The sequence below is a fragment of the Leisingera daeponensis genome (assembly GCF_019801465.1).
Classification (GTDB): Bacteria; Pseudomonadota; Alphaproteobacteria; order Rhodobacterales; family Rhodobacteraceae; genus Leisingera; species Leisingera daeponensis_A.
Map to the genome: position 1 here is coordinate 105,156 of NZ_JAHVJA010000006.1, position 15,202 is coordinate 120,357.

The window sequence follows — 15,202 nt, forward strand, 5'->3', positions numbered from 1 at the left end:
GGACCTGTTTGACAAGACGAATTTTGTGGAGTGACAGATGTATACGCTCAAAGCAATTGCTGCGGCTGCTGTGCTGGTGATGCCGGCTGCCGCAATGGCGGAAAATGTTGTTGCCAAGACCGGGGACAGTGTCGCCAATTTTTTCAAGGACGAGGGCGCCGAGGTTGAAATGACCACTGACAGCGTTGGCGACCCGAACCTGAAGGTCGAATACTACGGCAATGACTTCTCGGTTTATTATTACGGCTGCGACAACAACACCGACTGCGAGGCCATTCAGTTCTTCTCCGGCTACCAGACTGACGGCAGCGTGCGCCTGTCCAAAATCAATGAATGGAACACCAATAATCGATTTGCCCGTGCCTATGTCTCCGAGGAAGGCTCCGCCCGGATCGAGATGGATCTGCTGCTGGGGGATAATGGCATGACTCCGGATGACTTTGCCGATGCGGTCGGAATATGGAACCGGGCCGTGCAGGATTTCGAGGAATTCATCGGTTGGTAATCCCGCCGTCACCGGATCGTGACAGCAGGTTGCAGACTGAAACGCTAGGGTGGGGGCATGAGACGGATCATGCCCCTATTCCTTTGCCTGTTGGCCGGCAGCGCCGCCGCTGATAGCTGGAAGCTGAAGCCCGGCGACACGCCTTTCGCGCAATCAGAGCTGGAGGCGCTCCCGGGGCAGTCCTTCCGCTTTTTTGACGGCGGCGAGTCGCAATACGGCAGCGGCGGCGCCTATGCCTACACATACTCCGCAGAAAACGGCGGCGGCACTGCCTGGGGCACTTACCGGATCGTTGAAGACGGCAGTATCTGTGTTGCCTTCACCAACGGGTTCGGCCGCTGCGACATGTTTGTCCGCAACGGCAGCCGGATCATTCTGATCACAGAAAACGGCGAGAGGTTTCCGGTGCGCTAGAGCTTTTTGAGCAATGCCGGGGTCGGCCAGGCGTCTGCGGGCAGGCCGAGGCGGACCTGCTCTTTCTGCACAGCGACCCGGGTGCGGGCGCCAAGGATACCGTCAATGTCGCCCACGTTGTGGCCGCGCGCCTGCAGTTTCTTCTGCAGCTGCTTCATCTGGGCGTCATTCAGTCCGCTGTCCGGCTTGCCTGCCTCATAGACCTCGGCGCCTTGCAGCCGGTTGGCAAAATAGGCGGCAGTCAGCACATAAGTGAAGCTCTGGTTCCATTCGAAATAAACGCCGAAGTTCGGATAGGCGAGAAAGGCAGGCCCCTTGTGGCCCTGCGGCAGCAGCAGCGAAGCGCGCAGGGACGGGTCTGCCAGATTGCCCTCGCGTGCAGCCACGCCCAGCTTGCGCCACTGCGCCACGGACTTCTTCTTCGCGGTGCCGCTCATGGACAGGTCCAGGTCCGCGGGGATGGTGACTTCCTGCAGCCATGGCTGGCCCGGCTGCCAGCCGAGGTGCGACAGCATCCGGGCACCGGACATCAGCGCATCGGGGGCCGAAGTCTTCAGGCTGACTTTGCCGTCGCCATCGGCATCGACACCGTGCCGCAGGATATCGCCCGGCAGCATCTGCACCATGCCGATCTCGCCCGCCCAGGCACCGGTGGTGCGCTCAGGGTCGAAGTTGCCCTGTTTGAACAGTTCCAGTGCGGAGAACACCTGCGGCCGGAACAGCTCCGGACGGCGGCAGTCATGCGCCAGCGTGACCAGCGCGTCGCGGGTGTTGAAATCGCCCTGGTATCCGCCGTAGTCGGTCTCGAACGCCCAGAAGGCCAGCAGAACACCGCGGTCGATGCCATAGGTGTTCTCGATCCGCTGGAATGTGGCGTCGTGTTTTTGCGACATCTGCAAGCCGCGCCGCAGGCGCTCCTGCGAGATCAGGCGGCGGGAAAAGTCGATAAAGGGTTTCTGGAAGACTCCCTGACCCCGGTCGGCCTTGAGCACGCGGGGGTCCTGGCTGGTGGCGGCGAAAAAGGCATTGACCGTGGCGTTGTCATAGCCGGCCTGAACGGCCTCTTCCTTCATCAGCTTCACGAAGTTCTGAAAGCCGCCGCCGCACTGGGCTGCTGCCGCAGCAGGCAGCAGGGCCGCTGCGAGGACAAAGGGCATTAGGCGCATGGTTCTGGCGCTCCTTGGTCTTACCGCTCCCACGGGGTCTTATGTGCTAGAAAACCGCGGCAATGGCAACCGTCAGGGCCAGCGCAAGCGCCCAGGCCTGCCATAGGAGCGTAACCGATCGCGTGATGGTTTCAGCACTGGCGCTTTTGACGCCGCTGGCGTGGACCCAGCGAAAATCGCGCATTTGGCCGTCGTAAGACCGCGGCCCGGCCAGCGATGCATCCAGCGCCCGCGCCATCGCGGCCTCGGGCCAGCCGGCATTGGGGGAGCGGTGCGTGCGGGCATCCTCGGCGATGGCGCCCCAGTGCCTCAGCTGGCCGCCGGCCAGGGCGATCAGCCCCCCGGTGATCCGGGCCGGGATCAGGTTCAGCAGGTCGTCCAGCCGGGCGCTGGCCCAGCCAAAGTCCCGGTACCGGTCGTTGCGGTAGCCGATCATGCTGTCTGCGGTGTTGACCAGCTTGTAGATGATCAGCCCCGGCAGCCCGGCAATCAGGAACCAGAAGGCGGGCGCAATAACGCCGTCGGACAGGTTCTCCGCGCCGCTTTCGATAGCAGAGCGCGCGGCCTGCGGCGCGGTCATGCTCTCTGTATCGCGGCTGACGATCATCGCCACGGCCTCGCGGCCTTCTTCCAGGCTGTTGCGCAGGCCGCTGGCCACGGCAGCCACATGTTCGGTCAGGGACCGCTGGGCGATCAGGATTGCTGCAACAAGGATTTCCACCAGCGTGCCGGGCAAGGCCAGCAGCTTGCCCGCGATGAAGCCGGCCAGAACCAGGGCGGCCGCCGCCAGCACGCCATTGATGCGGCGGCTGGAGCCGGAGTTGAGCTTGCGGTCGAGAAGGCTGACCATCCTGCCCATCAGCACGGCCGGGTGGGTGACCCGCGACCACAGCCATTTCGGTTCGCCGAAGACGGCATCCAGCAGCAGGGCAACAGCGAGCATTCCGGCGGTGGTCATAGCGCAGCCTCCAGTCTGTCCCAGCCCTCCGCGTGCGGCAGGCCGAGTCGCAGGTAGGTTTTTGAATAGGGGAAAATGCGGCTCCAGATATGGGCGCGGGCCAGCCTGCGCTGCCAGGCCGCGGCATCATCCACCGTGTAGAGCCGGAACAGATCGGTGCCGCCTGCAAGCGAGGCCCCTTTGGCGAGCACAAGCTCGTCCAGCCTGGCCGCATCCTGGCGGAGCCTGGTGCGGGTTGCTTCTGCCCAGTCGTGATCCCGCAGCGCCAGGGCGCCGGTGCGCAGGGCAGGGCCGGACACCGCCCAGGGGCCCTGCCAGGTCGCCAGCTGCGCAATCAGCCTAGGGTCACCGATGGCGAAGCCGAGCCGCAGGCCCGCGAGGCCCCAGAACTTGCCGAAGCTTTTCAGCACCACGGTGCCCGGGCGTGCGGCCAGGCGGATCAGGCTCTGATCAGGGCAAACGTCGCAGAAACTCTCGTCAATGATGGTCAGCGGCGCAGAAAGATCCTCTTCGCTCCACAAGCGGCCGTCCGGATTGTTAGGATGAACTGCCACCTGCGCTTCGGCGGGGCCGTGCACCCGGACAATCCAGCCGCGAGCCTCGAACGCGGCGGCGTGCTCATTATAGGTGGGCTTGGTGATCTGCACCCAGCGCGGTTCGGCCAGGGCAGGCAGCGCCGCAATCAGGGCCGAAGCGCCGGGAGCCGCCAGAACCGCCGCTTGATCCGGGATGTTCCAGAACCTGCGGGCAGCCCGCTCCACTTCCGCCAGGGCGTCCGCATCCGGCAGCGCCCCCCAGTCGCCGGCGGTGAATTCCGGCAGCGGGTAGGGGTGCGGGTTGATGCCGGTGGACAGGTCCATCCAGCCGCTGCGGCTGCCGCCGAATTCGGCAATGGCCGCGCTCAGGTTGCCGCCATGATCGCGGGGCTGGGTCGCTAGGTCGAGAGAGAGGTCATGCATCGCGGTCGCCACCGGTGAGAGTTCGCTCCGGCCCGGGGCCGGCTGCCATGTGAGGCACTGCGCGTATTAACCTATGCCGCACGATGCGTGAACTCCCTATTTATGGCGTCAGCCGCGCCCGTGCGGCTCCATCCAGCCGATAACTGGGTTTATGGGGATGATCCGGTGCGGATTGATGGTGTCGTGGCTGTAGTGGTAATGGCGCACGATATGCTGCATCCCCACGGTCTCCGCCACGCCCGGCCACTGGTACAGCTCGCGCGTGTACGCCCAGAGGTTGGGGTAATCCGTCAGCCGTTTGCGGTTGCATTTGAAATGGGTGTGGTAGACCGGGTCGAAACGCAGCAGCGTGGTGAACAGGCGCCAGTCTGCCTCGGTGATGCGCTCACCCAGCAGGTAGCGGTGCTGCGACAGCAGATCCTCCAGCCAGTCCAGGCTGTCGAACAGCGGCACGACCGCGTCGTCATAGGCCTCTTGTGACGTGGCAAAGCCGCATTTGTAGACGCCGTTGTTTATCGTGCTGTAAATGCGGGCGTTGACCGCTTCAATCGGTTCGCGCAGCTCCTCGGGCCAATAGTCGTCGCCGTTGCCAGTGACCCCGTCGAAGGCCGAGTTGAACATGCGGATAATCTCGGCGCTTTCGTTGGAGACAATGGTGGCTTTCGCCTTGTCCCACAGCACCGGCACCGTCACCCGGCCGGTGTATTCCGCATCGGCGCGGGTGTATATCTGATGCAGATGGGAGCTGCCGAAAAGGGAGTCGCCGGTGGCCCCGTGCGCGTCGGTGTCAAAGGTCCAGCCTTCGCCCAGCATGTCGGGGTGCACCGCGGAGACGGTAATGTGATCCTCCAGCTCCTTCAGCTGGCGGAAAATCAGGGTGCGGTGGGCCCAGGGGCAGGCCAGCGACACATAGAGGTGGTAGCGTCCGCTTTCCGCCTTGAAGCCGCCATCGCCCGACGGGCCTGCGCTGCCGTCCGCGGTGATCCAGTTGCGGAACTGCGATTCGCTGCGCTTGAAGGCGCCGCCGGTGGATTTGGTATCATACCACTGGTCGTGCCATTTCCCGTCGATCAAAAGTCCCATCGCGTCTGCTCCTGCTGCTGTGCAGGGAAAACATATGCGGAGCGGGCGCGGGCGCCTATGCAAGCCAGCGCGCAGGCCTTCTGCACCTCTGCACAGGAGCAACAAAATTGCGCGGCCGTGAAATTTTCGAAAATGTTCACTTGATTTTATATGTTTGTGACGCACCGTTGAGAGAAGGACCGGGGAAACCCAAGCATTTGGAAGGCTGCTGCGATGAATACTTATGTACCCAAAGCCGTGCAGGAAGCGCTGGACTCCGCCCGCCTGCAAGGGATGCGGCGCAAGAGCCGTTTGCGGGTGATGGCGGACAATGAGCTCTATCCGGTGCTGCGGCTGTGGAAGACCGGTTTCTCGGTCGAGGCGGAGACCGCGCCGATGCTGCGCGGGCTGGTTGATATCTACGACGGTGCCCGCCACTTGTCGCAATGCCTGATCGTTGCAGGCGAGGAAGAAGGCGGTGAGATGCGCTATGAGTTCAAGCGCTCGACCCCGGCCGCGGACCAGGCGCCCCTGGATTTCTACAAGTCGCCGGACGGGCCTGCCGGGCTGATCCCCTTCGACCAGTCGCAAGGCAAAATCTGATCCGGCGCCCTAGGGCCGGATCTCCACCACTGTCCCGATCTCTGCAAGGCGCCAGAGCGTTTGCATCTGCTCATTGCTTACAGCAATGCAGCCGGCGGTCCAATCGCCAGGCAAAGTGATAAGATTGCCGACCGAATTCGGCTGCCCGTGAATGAATATATCGCCGCCCGGGCTGAGCCCGGCGGCTTCGGCGCGGGCGCGGTCCTCGGGCTTCGGATAGTCGATTCCCAGCGACAGGTGATAGGCGCTGTTGGGGTTGCGCCGGTCGATCCTGAAGAGGCCTTCAGGCGTTTTTCCGTCGCCTTCCTGCTCCTTGTCGCCTGACGGTGCAAATCCCAGCGCGATGGGGAATTTCAGCACGGTCTCCCCGCCGCGGCTGGCGGTCAGGCGGCGGGCGGATTTCTCGATCAGGATGCGGTCGATCCGGTCCACCGCTGCGGCATGCGGCGGCGGTGCGGGGGGCGGCGCAAAGGCCTGCCAGGCCACCCAGGCGGCGCCGGTCACGACAACCAGCGCCAGCAGGCGCAGCAGGCGTTTCACTGTTACTGCAGGTCCGAGAAGGCTGCGGTCAGGCGGCGGCAGGCTTCCTCAACCCGTGCCCGCTGTGTGGCGAGGTTGAAACGCTCCATGAATTCGCCGCCGGCTCCGAAACCGTCGCCCGGCGAGGTGGCGATTCTGGCGTCCTCGCGCAGCCGCTTGATGAATTCCGCTCGGCTCATGCCGGTGCCGGAGAAATCGACCCAGGCCAGGTAGGTCGACTGCAGCGGCAGCGACTTCAGTCCCGGCAGCGCGTTCACGGTCTCGTCAAACAGTTTCCGGTTGCCCTCCAGATGGGCGATCTGGGCATCGACCCATTCTGCGCCTTCGGGCGAATAGGCGGCGGTGATCATCGCCACGCCAAGCGCGCTGGGGTCATAATCCAAGGTGGCCTGGCGGTGCCGCATCGCCGCCCGCAGGTCCGGGTCCGGGATCATCATGTTGCCGGTGCGCTGACCGGCGATGTTGAAGGTCTTAGAGGGCGCCGTCAGGGTGACGGTCCAGGGACGGGCATCGGGCGCGGCCACATCCATCGGCACAAAGGTGCTGCCCGGGTAGACCAGGTCATGGTGGATTTCATCCGATACCAGGATCAGCCCGTTGCGCTTGGCGAACGCCGCCACCGCACGCAGTTCCTCCGGCGTCCAGACCCGGCCCGAGGGGTTCTGCGGCGAGCACCACAGCAGCAGCTTCTCAGTCCCGTTCAAGCGGGATTGCGCATCATCAAGGTCCAGGTTGTACGTGCCGCCGTCCCGCGCCAGCGGGCATTCGGTCACCTTGCGGCCCGCCTTGTTCACTTTGTGGGCAAATTCATGGTAGACGGGCGAGAAGATCACGACGCCGTCGCCGGGTTCGCTCCAGACATCAATGCAGAGCGCAATGGCGTTGCCCAAACCTTGCGAGGTCAGCACCCATTCGGTCTCGATCTCCCAGCTGTGCCGGTTTTTCATCCACCACTGCACCGCCTTCAGATACTCCGGGTGCTGCCAGGAATATCCGAACACGCCATGCTCTGCGGCCTGTTTGACCGCCTCGATCACGCAGGGCGCGGTCTCATAGTCTGAGTCCGCCGTCCACATCGCCAGACCATCCTCGGGGGAGACGCCGAACAGCTTCTCCATCTTGTCCCATTTCGAGCTGTGTGTGCCGCGGCGGTCAGTCGGTTTGTCAAAATTCATGTGGTGAGCTCCCGTATCGTTGCAAGCGAAGCTAATCGCTGCAGCGGCGCGCGCAAGGGGGCGTTGCGATGGGGGCTGCAATCGCATACATGAAGCACATGAAAAGACCGATCCTGATCCACCCCGATCCCCGCCTGAAAAAGGTCTGCGTGGCTGTGCCGGACCTGAGCGACGACTTGCGCGTGCTGGCGGACGACATGCTGGAAACCATGTATGCCGCACCGGGCATCGGCTTGGCGGCGCCGCAGATCGGCATCCTGCAGCGGCTGATCGTGCTGGACTGCGTCAAGGAAGAAGATGGTGAGCCGCGCCCGCTGGTGATGTTCAACCCCGAGATCATTTCCGCCTCGGACGAAACCAATGTCTATGAGGAAGGCTGCCTCTCGATCCCGGATCAATATGCCGAGGTGACCCGCCCCAAGGTGGTGGAGGTCGAATGGATGGACCGCGACGGCAATGCGCAGCGCGAGACCTTCGGTGGCCTCTGGGCGACCTGCGTCCAGCATGAGATCGACCACCTGAACGGTAAACTGTTTATCGACTATCTGAAGCCGCTGAAGCGCCAGATGATCACCCGCAAGATGCAGAAACTGAAGCGCGAACGCGCCCGCGCCTGAGGGAAGCCCAGACATGACCGTCCGCACCTGCCTGCCCTGGCCCGACAAATGCCTGCGCACGAAGGCTGAAGAGGTGACAGAGATCACCGATGAGATCCGTGAAATCTGGAACGACATGGTCGATACGATGGAGGCAATGCCGGGTGTCGGCCTGGCCGCCAACCAGATTGGCGTGATGCTGCGGCTTGCGGTGGTGGACGGCTCGACTGAGCGCGGCCGTGCCGTGAAGCTCGCCAACCCCGAGATTCTGCATGCCTCGGTCGAGCTGCGCGAGCATAACGAGGCCAGCCCCAATCTGCCCGGCGTCTCCGCCAGGATCAAACGCCCGCGCGCCGTCACGGTCCGGTTCATCAACGAGCAGGGCATGGTGGACCGCAAGGATTTCGTCGGGATCGAGGCAACCTCGGTGCAGCACCAGATCGACCACCTGAACGGCAGGATGTATTTCGACCGTCTCAGCAAGGTGAAGCGCGACATGCTGATCCGCAAGGCAAAGAAGCTGAACGGCTGAAACTGATATTTTTTCCGGATCGCCTGCGATCCGGCTCGCGCCTGGCGGCAAACTGCAAGGCGCCCCGGGGAAGGCTTGGCGGGCAGATTGCCCGCCCTACGGAGGCATAGATGCGCATCATCTTCATGGGAACGCCCGATTTCTCGGTGCCGGTGCTGGACGCGCTGGTGGAGTCCGGGCATGAGATTGCCGCTGTTTACTGCCAGCCGCCCCGGCCGGCCGGCCGCGGCAAGAAGGACCGGCCTGCACCCGTTCACGCCCGCGCCGCGGACTTGGGGCTGGAAGTGCGCCACCCGGTTTCGCTCAAAGGCGAGGAGGAGCAGGGAGCATTTGCGGGGCTGAATGCGGATGTGGCGGTGGTGGTGGCCTACGGTCTGATCCTGCCGCAGGCCATTCTGGATGCGCCCCGGCACGGCTGCCTGAACATCCATGCGAGCCTGCTGCCGCGCTGGCGCGGCGCGGCACCGATCCACCGGGCGATCATGGCGGGCGACGCGGAAACCGGCGTTTGCATCATGCAGATGGAAGCGGGGCTCGACACCGGCCCGGTGCTGCTGCGTGAGGCCACTGCGATCAGTGCAGAGGAAACCACCGCACAGTTGCATGACCGGCTTTCGGAAATGGGGGCCGGACTGATCGTTGAGGCCTTGCGGCGCCTGCCGGAGCTGACACCGGAAGTGCAGCCCGGAGATGGCGTCACCTACGCGGAAAAAATCGACAAGGCGGAGGCTCAGATCGACTGGTCCCGCCCGGCAGCGGAAGTGGACCGGAAGATCCGCGGCCTGTCGCCCTTCCCCGGAGCCTGGTGCGAGATCGAAGGCCAGCGGGTCAAGCTGCTGGCGTCACGGATTGCGGAGGGGCAGGGCGTGCCCGGCGAGGTGCTGGACGACGCCCTGACGGTTGCCTGCGGGGCCGGCGCGGTGCAGCTGTTGCGCTTGCAACGCGCGGGCAAAAGCGCGCAGGATCCCGATGTATTCCTGCGCGGCTTCCCGGTTCCGAAGGGCCGCCGCCTGTAACCGGAGGGTCTGATGCCCATCATTGCCCTGATCATCATCGGCGCCGCAGCCGGTTTCCTGGCAACCCGGCTGATGCGGCTTGAGACCGATATCATCACCACGGTCTGTATCGGTATGGCAGGAGCGCTGATCGGCGGCTTAGTGCTGCGCGCTCTGCTGGCAGTGATGGGGTTCATGGCCGGCTTTGTTGGAGCCGTCTTGGGCGCCCTTGTGCTGATCTGGCTTTGGCAGCGCTACATTCAGCGTTAGCCGCCGCAACTAGCTGCGTGGCGGGCGGCTTTTGTAGACGGGTAGGTGCCATCCGAAGGTGATCGAGCCCGCGCGCAGGGTCCAGCAGACGCCGGCGCAGGCAAGCAAGGCAAACCGCAGCTCCAGCCCGGCCCAGATTGCCAGCACAGCGGTGATTGCGCCGGCCATGGCGCAGGTGATGTAAAGCTCGCCCTGTTTCAGGACCAGCGGCACCTCGTTGCAGACCACATCGCGCATCAGCCCGCCCAGCGAGCCGGTGGCCATGCCCATCAGCACCACGATCACAGGCTCTTTTCCCAGTGCAATTGCGGCGCCGGTGCCGGCGGGCACGGCGACCGCCAGGGCAAAACTGTCCAGCCAGATCACCCAGCGCATCCGGCTTTCCACCAGATGCGCGGTAAAGAACACCGCCACAGCGGCGCCCGCTGCCAGCAGGATGTAGTTGGGGTCACCGACCCAGAACACCGGATCACGGTTCAGCAGCAGATCCCGGACCGTGCCGCCGCCGACCGCCGTCAGGCAGGCGACGAAGGCAAAGCCGACAATGTCGAGCTGCGCCCGGCTGGCGACCAGCGCCCCGGTCAGGGCAAAGACAAGCACCGAGGCGTAATCGAGCAGGGTCAGAAAGCTCATGTATAGGCCTCGCGCATCAGGCGCTTTTCTTCTTCTTGAAGGGGGCCATGCCTGCGCGTGCCAGCTCATCGGCGCGTTCGTTTTCGGGGTGGCCTGCGTGGCCCTTTACCCATTCCCAGGTCACCTTGTGGCGGGCTTGCGCTTCGTCCAGGCGCTGCCACAGCTCGACATTCTTCACCGGCTTCTTGCTGGACGTTTTCCAGCCGTTCTTCTTCCAGCCGAAGATCCAGCCGGTGACGCCGTTCTTCACATAGGCCGAGTCGGTGACCACGGTGATGGTGGACGGCCGCGCCAGGCTCTCCAGCGCGTTGATCGCGGCCAGCAGTTCCATCCGGTTGTTGGTGGTCTCAGCCTCGCCGCCGCTCAGTTCTTTTTCTTTGACGATGGTGTCACCGTCCATGGCGCGCAGCAGAACGCCCCAGCCGCCGGGGCCGGGGTTTCCAGAGCAGGCGCCATCGGTATAAGCAAATAATTCAGGCATGCGCCGTCAGTACTACGAACTCTTGGGTAGTGCCAGCCAGTCCTTTGCCCTCGCAGCGGCGGTTGCCAAGGATGGTGAAGCCGGCGGTTTCGAGTTTTTCGCGCAGTTCGTCTTCGCTGTAATAGGCATAGAATCTGCCCAGTTCATCGCGGCCTTCGCCCTCGCCCAGCTTCATCGCCAGGCACAGCGTGCCGCCAGCCGTCAATGCCCGGTGCGTGGCGGTCAGGTGAATGGGCAGTTCAGCTTTCGGCACATGCAGCAGGCTGAAATAAGCCCAGATGCCGTCAAATACCGCCTCTGCGTCCAAGGCCTCAAACCCTGCGACCGTAACTTCGACCCCATAGGCGGCGCGGGCGGCTTCCGCCATTTCCGGCGAGGCGTCCAGCGCCGCCACCCGGTAGCCCGCATCCCGGAACCGCGCTGCCCAATGGCCGGGGCCGCAGCCTAGGTCCAGCACCGTGCCGTCCTCGGGGAGCCGGGCGGTGAAAGCGAGATAATCAGCTTCTTCGCCTTCATCCCCGCGGCCCGTAAAGCACTCGGCGTAGTCCGCGGCACGGTCGTCGTAGACGCTGATGGTTCTGTCATCGCTCATCTGGGCTTCCCTCAGGACAGGGTCAGGCGCGTTCCATGGCCAGCCGGGCGGCAAGGCCCGCAAAGACGGTCGCAAAGCCGCGGTTCAGCCACTTCAGCACCCGCTCGCTGTTCAAGAGGTAAGTGCGGGCCTGGGCGGCAAACAGCCCGTAAAGCACGAAAATGGCAAAGGTCATCGCCATGAACACCAGCCCCAGAACGGACATCTCCAGCGTGGCGCTGGCGGGATTGCCGCTCAGGAACGGCGGCAGCAGCGCCAGGAAGAACACCGACAGCTTGGGGTTCAGGATATTGATCAGCGCCCCGCGCCAGGCGATTTTCCAGCCGGGCTGGCTGGTGCGTTTCGAATCCACTGCCAGCACGCCGCCGCTGCGCAGCGCCTGCCAGGCGAGGTACAGGAGATAGGCAACACCCGCGGCCTTGACGATCTGGAACAGCAGGGCGGAGCTGTGCAGCACCGCCGCCAGCCCCAGCGTGGCAGCGGCCAGATGCGGAACAATGCCAAAGGTGCAACCGATTGCGGCCCAGATGGAAGCGCGCCAGCCTTGGCCGAGGCCAAGCGCCAGCGTGTAGATGACACCCGTGCCCGGCGCGAGGACGACAACAAAGGCGGTTATCAGAAAGTGCAGCGTGATCATCAATATGGCTCCAGAAATAATGCCCGGGGACTAATGCGTAACACGGTTAGCCCGAAGCAGGTGCATTTTCTGAGGCCCGGATTGCACTCAGGCCTGTGCGCTCATGCAGGCTGCCGCAACACGCGCGGCACTTTGAACTCGACGGTCTCGACGGCGGTTTCCACCACTTCGACCGTGACGTCATAGCGCTCGCGGAACGCGTCGATCACCTCGTTGACCAGCAGTTCCGGGGCGGAGGCGCCGGCAGTGATGGCCACGGAGCGGATGCCATCCAGCGCGCGCCAGTCGATGTTTTCGGCGCGCTGCACCAGCTGGGCGTAATCGCAGCCGTTCTTGGCCCCGACCTCGACCAGGCGGCGGGAGTTCGAGGAGTTCGGAGCGCCGACCACCAAGAGGGCATCGGCCTTGGGAGCCACCGATTTCACCGCCTCCTGGCGGTTGGTGGTGGCATAGCAAATGTCTTCCTTGTGCGGTCCGATGATGTTGGGGAAGCGCTCTTCCAGCGCCGCAACGATACCCTTGGTGTCATCCACCGACAGGGTAGTCTGGGTGACATAGGCAAGCCGGTCCGGGTCGCGCACCTCGACCGTAGCCACGTCCGCCGCGGTTTCCACCAGCAGCACCTCGCCTTCGGGCAGCTGGCCCATGGTGCCGATGGTCTCCGGATGGCCCTTGTGGCCGATCATGATCATTTGCAGCCCGGCCTCGGCGTGGCGCTGCGCCTCGATATGCACCTTGGAGACCAGCGGGCAGGTGGCGTCCACATAGATCATCTCGCGCGCTTCAGCGGCGGCGGGCACCGATTTCGGCACCCCGTGCGCGGAGAAAATTACCGGCCGGTCATCGGGGCATTCGTCCAGCTCCTCGACAAACACAGCGCCTTTTTCGCGCAGGGAATCAACCACGAATTTGTTGTGCACGATCTCATGGCGCACATAGACCGGCGCCCCCCATTTGCCGATCGCCATCTCGACGATCTTGATGGCGCGGTCCACGCCCGCGCAAAATCCGCGCGGCGCGGCGAGGTAGAGAGTCAGGGCTGGCTTGGTCATGGGCGTCTCCTTGCGCGCCAGAGGTAAGCGCTTCAGGCGGCGAGGTCCAGTGCCGCAAACGCCTCACACGGATGTGATAGGGGCTTCCAGCGCCGGAAGGCTGCAGCTAGTTTCAAGGCCCATCAGCACGGGAGGCAGATTTGACGCGGGGAAACTCAAGGGCTGCGGCTTTGGTGCTGGCGTGCAGTGCTGCGGCAGGGTTTGCAGCTGCACAGGGGCAGGCAGGGGATATCCTGCCCTATGACAAGCCGGACGCTGTGGAAGCGGGCAGGGCGGTCTACCAGGGCCATTGCGCCAGCTGCCACGGCAGCGATCTGCAGGGGGAGCCGGACTGGCAAATCCGCGACAGCGAGGGGTATCTGCCGGCGCCGCCTTTGGACGGGACGGGTCATACCTGGCACCATCCTGACACGCAATTGCTGGAGGTTGTCAGAGCGGGTGTCGCAGCCGTTGCCGGCAACGGGTACCAAAGCCGGATGGCCGGTTTCAGCGGAGTGCTGAGCGAACAGGAAATGCGGGAGGCGCTTGCCTATATCAAAAGCCGCTGGCCCGCACAGATCATCGCGCGCCACAACAGGATCAATGGCCAGGGCGGTCACGCGCGCGACTGAGTTTCGCCGGAACAGGGGGCGCCCCATCAGGCCCCTGTTCCGGTTTTTGGCAATGCGGTCCGGGATCAGCCCTGGGCGGCTGTGGCGGAACGCGGTTCGTTTTGTTCACGCGGCGGGCGGCCGATCACGTCGCGCAGCTCTTCCAGCTCGATGAAATTGTCGGCTTGGCGGCGCAAATCGTCAGAGATCATCGGCGGCTGGCTGCGGATGGTCGAAACCACCGAAACCCGTACGCCCTGGCGCTGCAGGCTGGCAATCAGCGGGCGGAAGTCCCCATCGCCCGAGAACAGCACGATATGGTCCACCCGCGGCGCCAGCTCCATGGCGTCGACCGTCAGCTCGATGTCCATGTTGCCCTTGACCTTACGGCGGCCCATGCTGTCGGTGTATTCCTTGGCCGGTTTGGTGACCATGGTGAAGCCGTTGTAATGCAGCCAGTCGACAAGCGGCCGGATCGGAGAGTACTCGTCATTCTCCAGCAGGGCGGTGTAATAAAAGGCCCGCAGAAGCTTGCCGCGGCGCATGAATTCCTGCCGCAGAAGCTTGTAGTCGATATCAAATCCAAGCGCCTTGGCCGCGGCGTATAGATTTGATCCGTCTATGAACAGCGCGAGCCGTTCGTCCTTGTAAAACATCAAATTTTTCCTTCCGGTATATCCGCCTCGGCCGGGGGTTCCGTGAGTGAATGCTTGAAATCGGCGAAACGGGTAGACTTAATGTAAGTTATTTGTCATTTGCCGCAAGTAGACTGTCCGTTTGAATAGGGTCAAAGATGGCCGCAAACCGTAAATTGGCGCTGATTGCGCTCGGCGGCAATCTGCCTGCCGGCGCTGATACGCCGCAAATGACCCTGTCCAATGCCATCCGCGCGCTCCGGTCGGAGGAGACTTCACTGCGCAGCGTGTCCCGGTTCTTTCAGACCCCCTGCTTCCCTGCGGGGGCGGGGCCGGACTACGTGAACGCTGCTGCGGCGGTAGAAACGAGCCTGTCCCCCGGCGGCCTGCTTGCACGGCTCCACGACATCGAAGCGCAGTTTTCCCGGGTGCGCGAGCAGCGCTGGGGGATGCGGACGCTGGATCTGGATCTGGTGGACTATGACGGCGCGGTGCTTCCGGACGAGGCCGGATATGCCCGCTGGCAGGGCCTCCCTCTGGTGAGCCAGATGCAGGAAGCGCCAGGGCAATTGATCCTGCCGCATCCGCGCATTCAGGACCGCGCCTTTGTGCTGGTGCCGCTGGCAGATATCGCACCGCGCTGGCGCCACCCGGTGCTGCGGAAATCCGTGACCGAGATGCTGGCGGACCTGCCGCCGCAGGATGTGGCCGGGGTGACCCCGCTCTGAGCCGCGCAATGCGTTGTTTTCCGCCCTTGTCAAGAGAAAGATATGGGCGTAAATGTCTGCCTTCTGGACCAGGAATGAA

General features: G+C 63.8%; 21 protein-coding genes. 9 read left to right on the forward strand and 12 right to left on the reverse strand.

Annotated features, from left to right (window positions below; translation table 11 throughout):
* Positions 1-37: 37 nt before the first annotated feature.
* Both KUV26_RS14225 and KUV26_RS14230 read left to right on the forward strand, forming a co-directional pair.
* Positions 38-505: a YbjN domain-containing protein gene (locus tag KUV26_RS14225; RefSeq protein ID WP_222508827.1), complete on the forward strand. Its 468-nt coding sequence runs from the start codon at positions 38-40 to the stop codon at positions 503-505.
* Positions 506-574: 69 nt separating this feature from the next.
* On the forward strand, positions 575-919 hold the full coding sequence (locus KUV26_RS14230; RefSeq protein ID WP_315900118.1) for a hypothetical protein: 345 nt from the start codon (positions 575-577) through the stop codon (positions 917-919).
* Here the strand turns inward: KUV26_RS14230 and KUV26_RS14235 are convergent.
* From KUV26_RS14235 to KUV26_RS14250, 4 genes are all read right to left on the reverse strand, one after another.
* On the reverse strand, positions 916-2,085 hold the full coding sequence (locus KUV26_RS14235; protein ID WP_222508829.1) for a lytic murein transglycosylase: 1,170 nt from the start codon (positions 2,083-2,085) through the stop codon (positions 916-918). The two genes, KUV26_RS14230 and KUV26_RS14235, sit on opposite strands and share 4 nt — an antisense overlap.
* Positions 2,086-2,131: 46 nt before the next feature.
* Positions 2,132-3,043, reverse strand: a complete 912-nt coding sequence (cbiB, locus tag KUV26_RS14240; RefSeq protein ID WP_222508830.1) for an adenosylcobinamide-phosphate synthase CbiB — start codon at positions 3,041-3,043, stop codon at positions 2,132-2,134.
* The gene (locus tag KUV26_RS14245; RefSeq protein ID WP_222508831.1) at positions 3,040-4,002 is read right to left on the reverse strand and encodes a threonine-phosphate decarboxylase; all 963 of its coding nucleotides are present in this window, start codon (positions 4,000-4,002) and stop codon (positions 3,040-3,042) included. Before KUV26_RS14245 ends, cbiB begins: the two co-directional genes overlap by 4 nt.
* Positions 4,003-4,110: 108 nt before the next feature.
* Positions 4,111-5,085, reverse strand: coding sequence for a glutathione S-transferase family protein (locus tag KUV26_RS14250; protein ID WP_222508832.1), 975 nt, complete (start codon positions 5,083-5,085; stop codon positions 4,111-4,113).
* Between the two features lie 213 nt (positions 5,086-5,298).
* Here KUV26_RS14250 and KUV26_RS14255 point away from each other — a divergent pair, with 213 nt between their 5' ends.
* Positions 5,299-5,667 carry a hypothetical protein gene (locus KUV26_RS14255; RefSeq protein WP_222508833.1) on the forward strand — a complete coding sequence of 123 codons (369 nt, stop codon included), beginning with the start codon at positions 5,299-5,301 and terminating at the stop codon, positions 5,665-5,667.
* Positions 5,668-5,676: 9 nt separating this feature from the next.
* Here the strand turns inward: KUV26_RS14255 and KUV26_RS14260 are convergent, their stop codons facing one another.
* Both KUV26_RS14260 and KUV26_RS14265 read right to left on the reverse strand, forming a co-directional pair.
* Complete coding sequence (locus tag KUV26_RS14260; RefSeq protein ID WP_222508834.1) at positions 5,677-6,207, reverse strand: murein L,D-transpeptidase family protein; 531 nt, start codon at positions 6,205-6,207, stop codon at positions 5,677-5,679.
* 2 nt (positions 6,208-6,209) lie between these two features.
* Positions 6,210-7,382, reverse strand: coding sequence for a MalY/PatB family protein (locus KUV26_RS14265; RefSeq protein WP_222508835.1), 1,173 nt, complete (start codon positions 7,380-7,382; stop codon positions 6,210-6,212).
* A 98-nt stretch (positions 7,383-7,480) separates the two neighbouring features.
* Between KUV26_RS14265 and def (KUV26_RS14270) the strand changes: the two genes are divergently transcribed.
* The 4 genes from def (KUV26_RS14270) (at position 7,481) to KUV26_RS14285 (ending at position 9,775) form a co-directional block, all read left to right on the forward strand.
* On the forward strand, positions 7,481-7,999 hold the full coding sequence (gene def / locus KUV26_RS14270; RefSeq protein WP_222508836.1) for a peptide deformylase: 519 nt from the start codon (positions 7,481-7,483) through the stop codon (positions 7,997-7,999).
* A 13-nt stretch (positions 8,000-8,012) separates the two neighbouring features.
* Positions 8,013-8,510 carry a peptide deformylase gene (gene def, locus KUV26_RS14275; protein ID WP_222508837.1) on the forward strand — a complete coding sequence of 166 codons (498 nt, stop codon included), beginning with the start codon at positions 8,013-8,015 and terminating at the stop codon, positions 8,508-8,510.
* A gap of 110 nt (positions 8,511-8,620) precedes the next feature.
* On the forward strand, positions 8,621-9,526 hold the full coding sequence (fmt, locus tag KUV26_RS14280) for a methionyl-tRNA formyltransferase (protein ID WP_222508838.1): 906 nt from the start codon (positions 8,621-8,623) through the stop codon (positions 9,524-9,526).
* Between the two features lie 12 nt (positions 9,527-9,538).
* Positions 9,539-9,775 carry a GlsB/YeaQ/YmgE family stress response membrane protein gene (locus tag KUV26_RS14285; protein ID WP_222504868.1) on the forward strand — a complete coding sequence of 79 codons (237 nt, stop codon included), beginning with the start codon at positions 9,539-9,541 and terminating at the stop codon, positions 9,773-9,775.
* A gap of 9 nt (positions 9,776-9,784) precedes the next feature.
* Here the strand turns inward: KUV26_RS14285 and KUV26_RS14290 are convergent, their stop codons facing one another.
* From KUV26_RS14290 to ispH, 5 genes are all read right to left on the reverse strand, one after another.
* Positions 9,785-10,408 (reverse strand): trimeric intracellular cation channel family protein, encoded by a 624-nt coding sequence (locus KUV26_RS14290; RefSeq protein WP_222504869.1) that lies wholly within the window; start codon positions 10,406-10,408, stop codon positions 9,785-9,787.
* Between the two features lie 16 nt (positions 10,409-10,424).
* Positions 10,425-10,889 (reverse strand): ribonuclease HI, encoded by a 465-nt coding sequence (gene rnhA, locus KUV26_RS14295; RefSeq protein ID WP_174147991.1) that lies wholly within the window; start codon positions 10,887-10,889, stop codon positions 10,425-10,427.
* A complete protein-coding gene (locus KUV26_RS14300) occupies positions 10,882-11,481 on the reverse strand; it encodes a class I SAM-dependent DNA methyltransferase (RefSeq protein ID WP_222508839.1) in 600 nt (199 codons plus the stop codon). Before KUV26_RS14300 ends, rnhA begins: the two co-directional genes overlap by 8 nt.
* 22 nt (positions 11,482-11,503) lie before the next feature.
* The gene (locus tag KUV26_RS14305) at positions 11,504-12,118 is read right to left on the reverse strand and encodes a LysE family translocator (protein ID WP_222508840.1); all 615 of its coding nucleotides are present in this window, start codon (positions 12,116-12,118) and stop codon (positions 11,504-11,506) included.
* Between the two features lie 101 nt (positions 12,119-12,219).
* The gene (gene ispH / locus KUV26_RS14310) at positions 12,220-13,170 is read right to left on the reverse strand and encodes a 4-hydroxy-3-methylbut-2-enyl diphosphate reductase (RefSeq protein ID WP_222504872.1); all 951 of its coding nucleotides are present in this window, start codon (positions 13,168-13,170) and stop codon (positions 12,220-12,222) included.
* 140 nt (positions 13,171-13,310) lie between these two features.
* On the opposite strand from ispH, the gene KUV26_RS14315 reads away from it, so the two are divergent.
* Entirely contained in the window at positions 13,311-13,781 is a 471-nt protein-coding gene (locus KUV26_RS14315; protein ID WP_222508841.1) for a c-type cytochrome, read from the forward strand.
* A 65-nt stretch (positions 13,782-13,846) separates the two neighbouring features.
* Here KUV26_RS14315 and KUV26_RS14320 read toward each other — a convergent pair whose 3' ends face one another.
* The gene (locus tag KUV26_RS14320) at positions 13,847-14,416 is read right to left on the reverse strand and encodes an NYN domain-containing protein (RefSeq protein WP_222504874.1); all 570 of its coding nucleotides are present in this window, start codon (positions 14,414-14,416) and stop codon (positions 13,847-13,849) included.
* Between the two features lie 137 nt (positions 14,417-14,553).
* Here KUV26_RS14320 and folK point away from each other — a divergent pair, with 137 nt between their 5' ends.
* Positions 14,554-15,123, forward strand: a complete 570-nt coding sequence (folK, locus tag KUV26_RS14325; protein ID WP_222508842.1) for a 2-amino-4-hydroxy-6-hydroxymethyldihydropteridine diphosphokinase — start codon at positions 14,554-14,556, stop codon at positions 15,121-15,123.
* Positions 15,124-15,202: the final 79 nt, after the last annotated feature.

Bases quoted from the DNA above. Each gene is read 5' to 3' on its own strand.
- KUV26_RS14225 (WP_222508827.1), top strand. From the start codon at position 38: ATGTATACGCTCAAAGCAATTGCTGCGGCTGCTGTGCTGGTGATGCCG.
- KUV26_RS14230 (WP_315900118.1), top strand. From the start codon at position 575: ATGCCCCTATTCCTTTGCCTGTTGGCCGGCAGCGCCGCCGCTGATAGC.
- KUV26_RS14235 (WP_222508829.1), bottom strand. From the start codon at position 2,085: ATGCGCCTAATGCCCTTTGTCCTCGCAGCGGCCCTGCTGCCTGCTGCG.
- cbiB (WP_222508830.1), bottom strand. From the start codon at position 3,043: ATGACCACCGCCGGAATGCTCGCTGTTGCCCTGCTGCTGGATGCCGTC.
- KUV26_RS14245 (WP_222508831.1), bottom strand. From the start codon at position 4,002: ATGCATGACCTCTCTCTCGACCTAGCGACCCAGCCCCGCGATCATGGC.
- KUV26_RS14250 (WP_222508832.1), bottom strand. From the start codon at position 5,085: ATGGGACTTTTGATCGACGGGAAATGGCACGACCAGTGGTATGATACC.
- KUV26_RS14255 (WP_222508833.1), top strand. From the start codon at position 5,299: ATGAATACTTATGTACCCAAAGCCGTGCAGGAAGCGCTGGACTCCGCC.
- KUV26_RS14265 (WP_222508835.1), bottom strand. From the start codon at position 7,382: ATGAATTTTGACAAACCGACTGACCGCCGCGGCACACACAGCTCGAAA.
- def (WP_222508836.1), top strand. From the start codon at position 7,481: ATGAAAAGACCGATCCTGATCCACCCCGATCCCCGCCTGAAAAAGGTC.
- def (WP_222508837.1), top strand. From the start codon at position 8,013: ATGACCGTCCGCACCTGCCTGCCCTGGCCCGACAAATGCCTGCGCACG.
- fmt (WP_222508838.1), top strand. From the start codon at position 8,621: ATGCGCATCATCTTCATGGGAACGCCCGATTTCTCGGTGCCGGTGCTG.
- KUV26_RS14285 (WP_222504868.1), top strand. From the start codon at position 9,539: ATGCCCATCATTGCCCTGATCATCATCGGCGCCGCAGCCGGTTTCCTG.
- KUV26_RS14290 (WP_222504869.1), bottom strand. From the start codon at position 10,408: ATGAGCTTTCTGACCCTGCTCGATTACGCCTCGGTGCTTGTCTTTGCC.
- rnhA (WP_174147991.1), bottom strand. From the start codon at position 10,889: ATGCCTGAATTATTTGCTTATACCGATGGCGCCTGCTCTGGAAACCCC.
- KUV26_RS14300 (WP_222508839.1), bottom strand. From the start codon at position 11,481: ATGAGCGATGACAGAACCATCAGCGTCTACGACGACCGTGCCGCGGAC.
- KUV26_RS14305 (WP_222508840.1), bottom strand. From the start codon at position 12,118: ATGATCACGCTGCACTTTCTGATAACCGCCTTTGTTGTCGTCCTCGCG.
- ispH (WP_222504872.1), bottom strand. From the start codon at position 13,170: ATGACCAAGCCAGCCCTGACTCTCTACCTCGCCGCGCCGCGCGGATTT.
- KUV26_RS14320 (WP_222504874.1), bottom strand. From the start codon at position 14,416: ATGTTTTACAAGGACGAACGGCTCGCGCTGTTCATAGACGGATCAAAT.
- folK (WP_222508842.1), top strand. From the start codon at position 14,554: ATGGCCGCAAACCGTAAATTGGCGCTGATTGCGCTCGGCGGCAATCTG.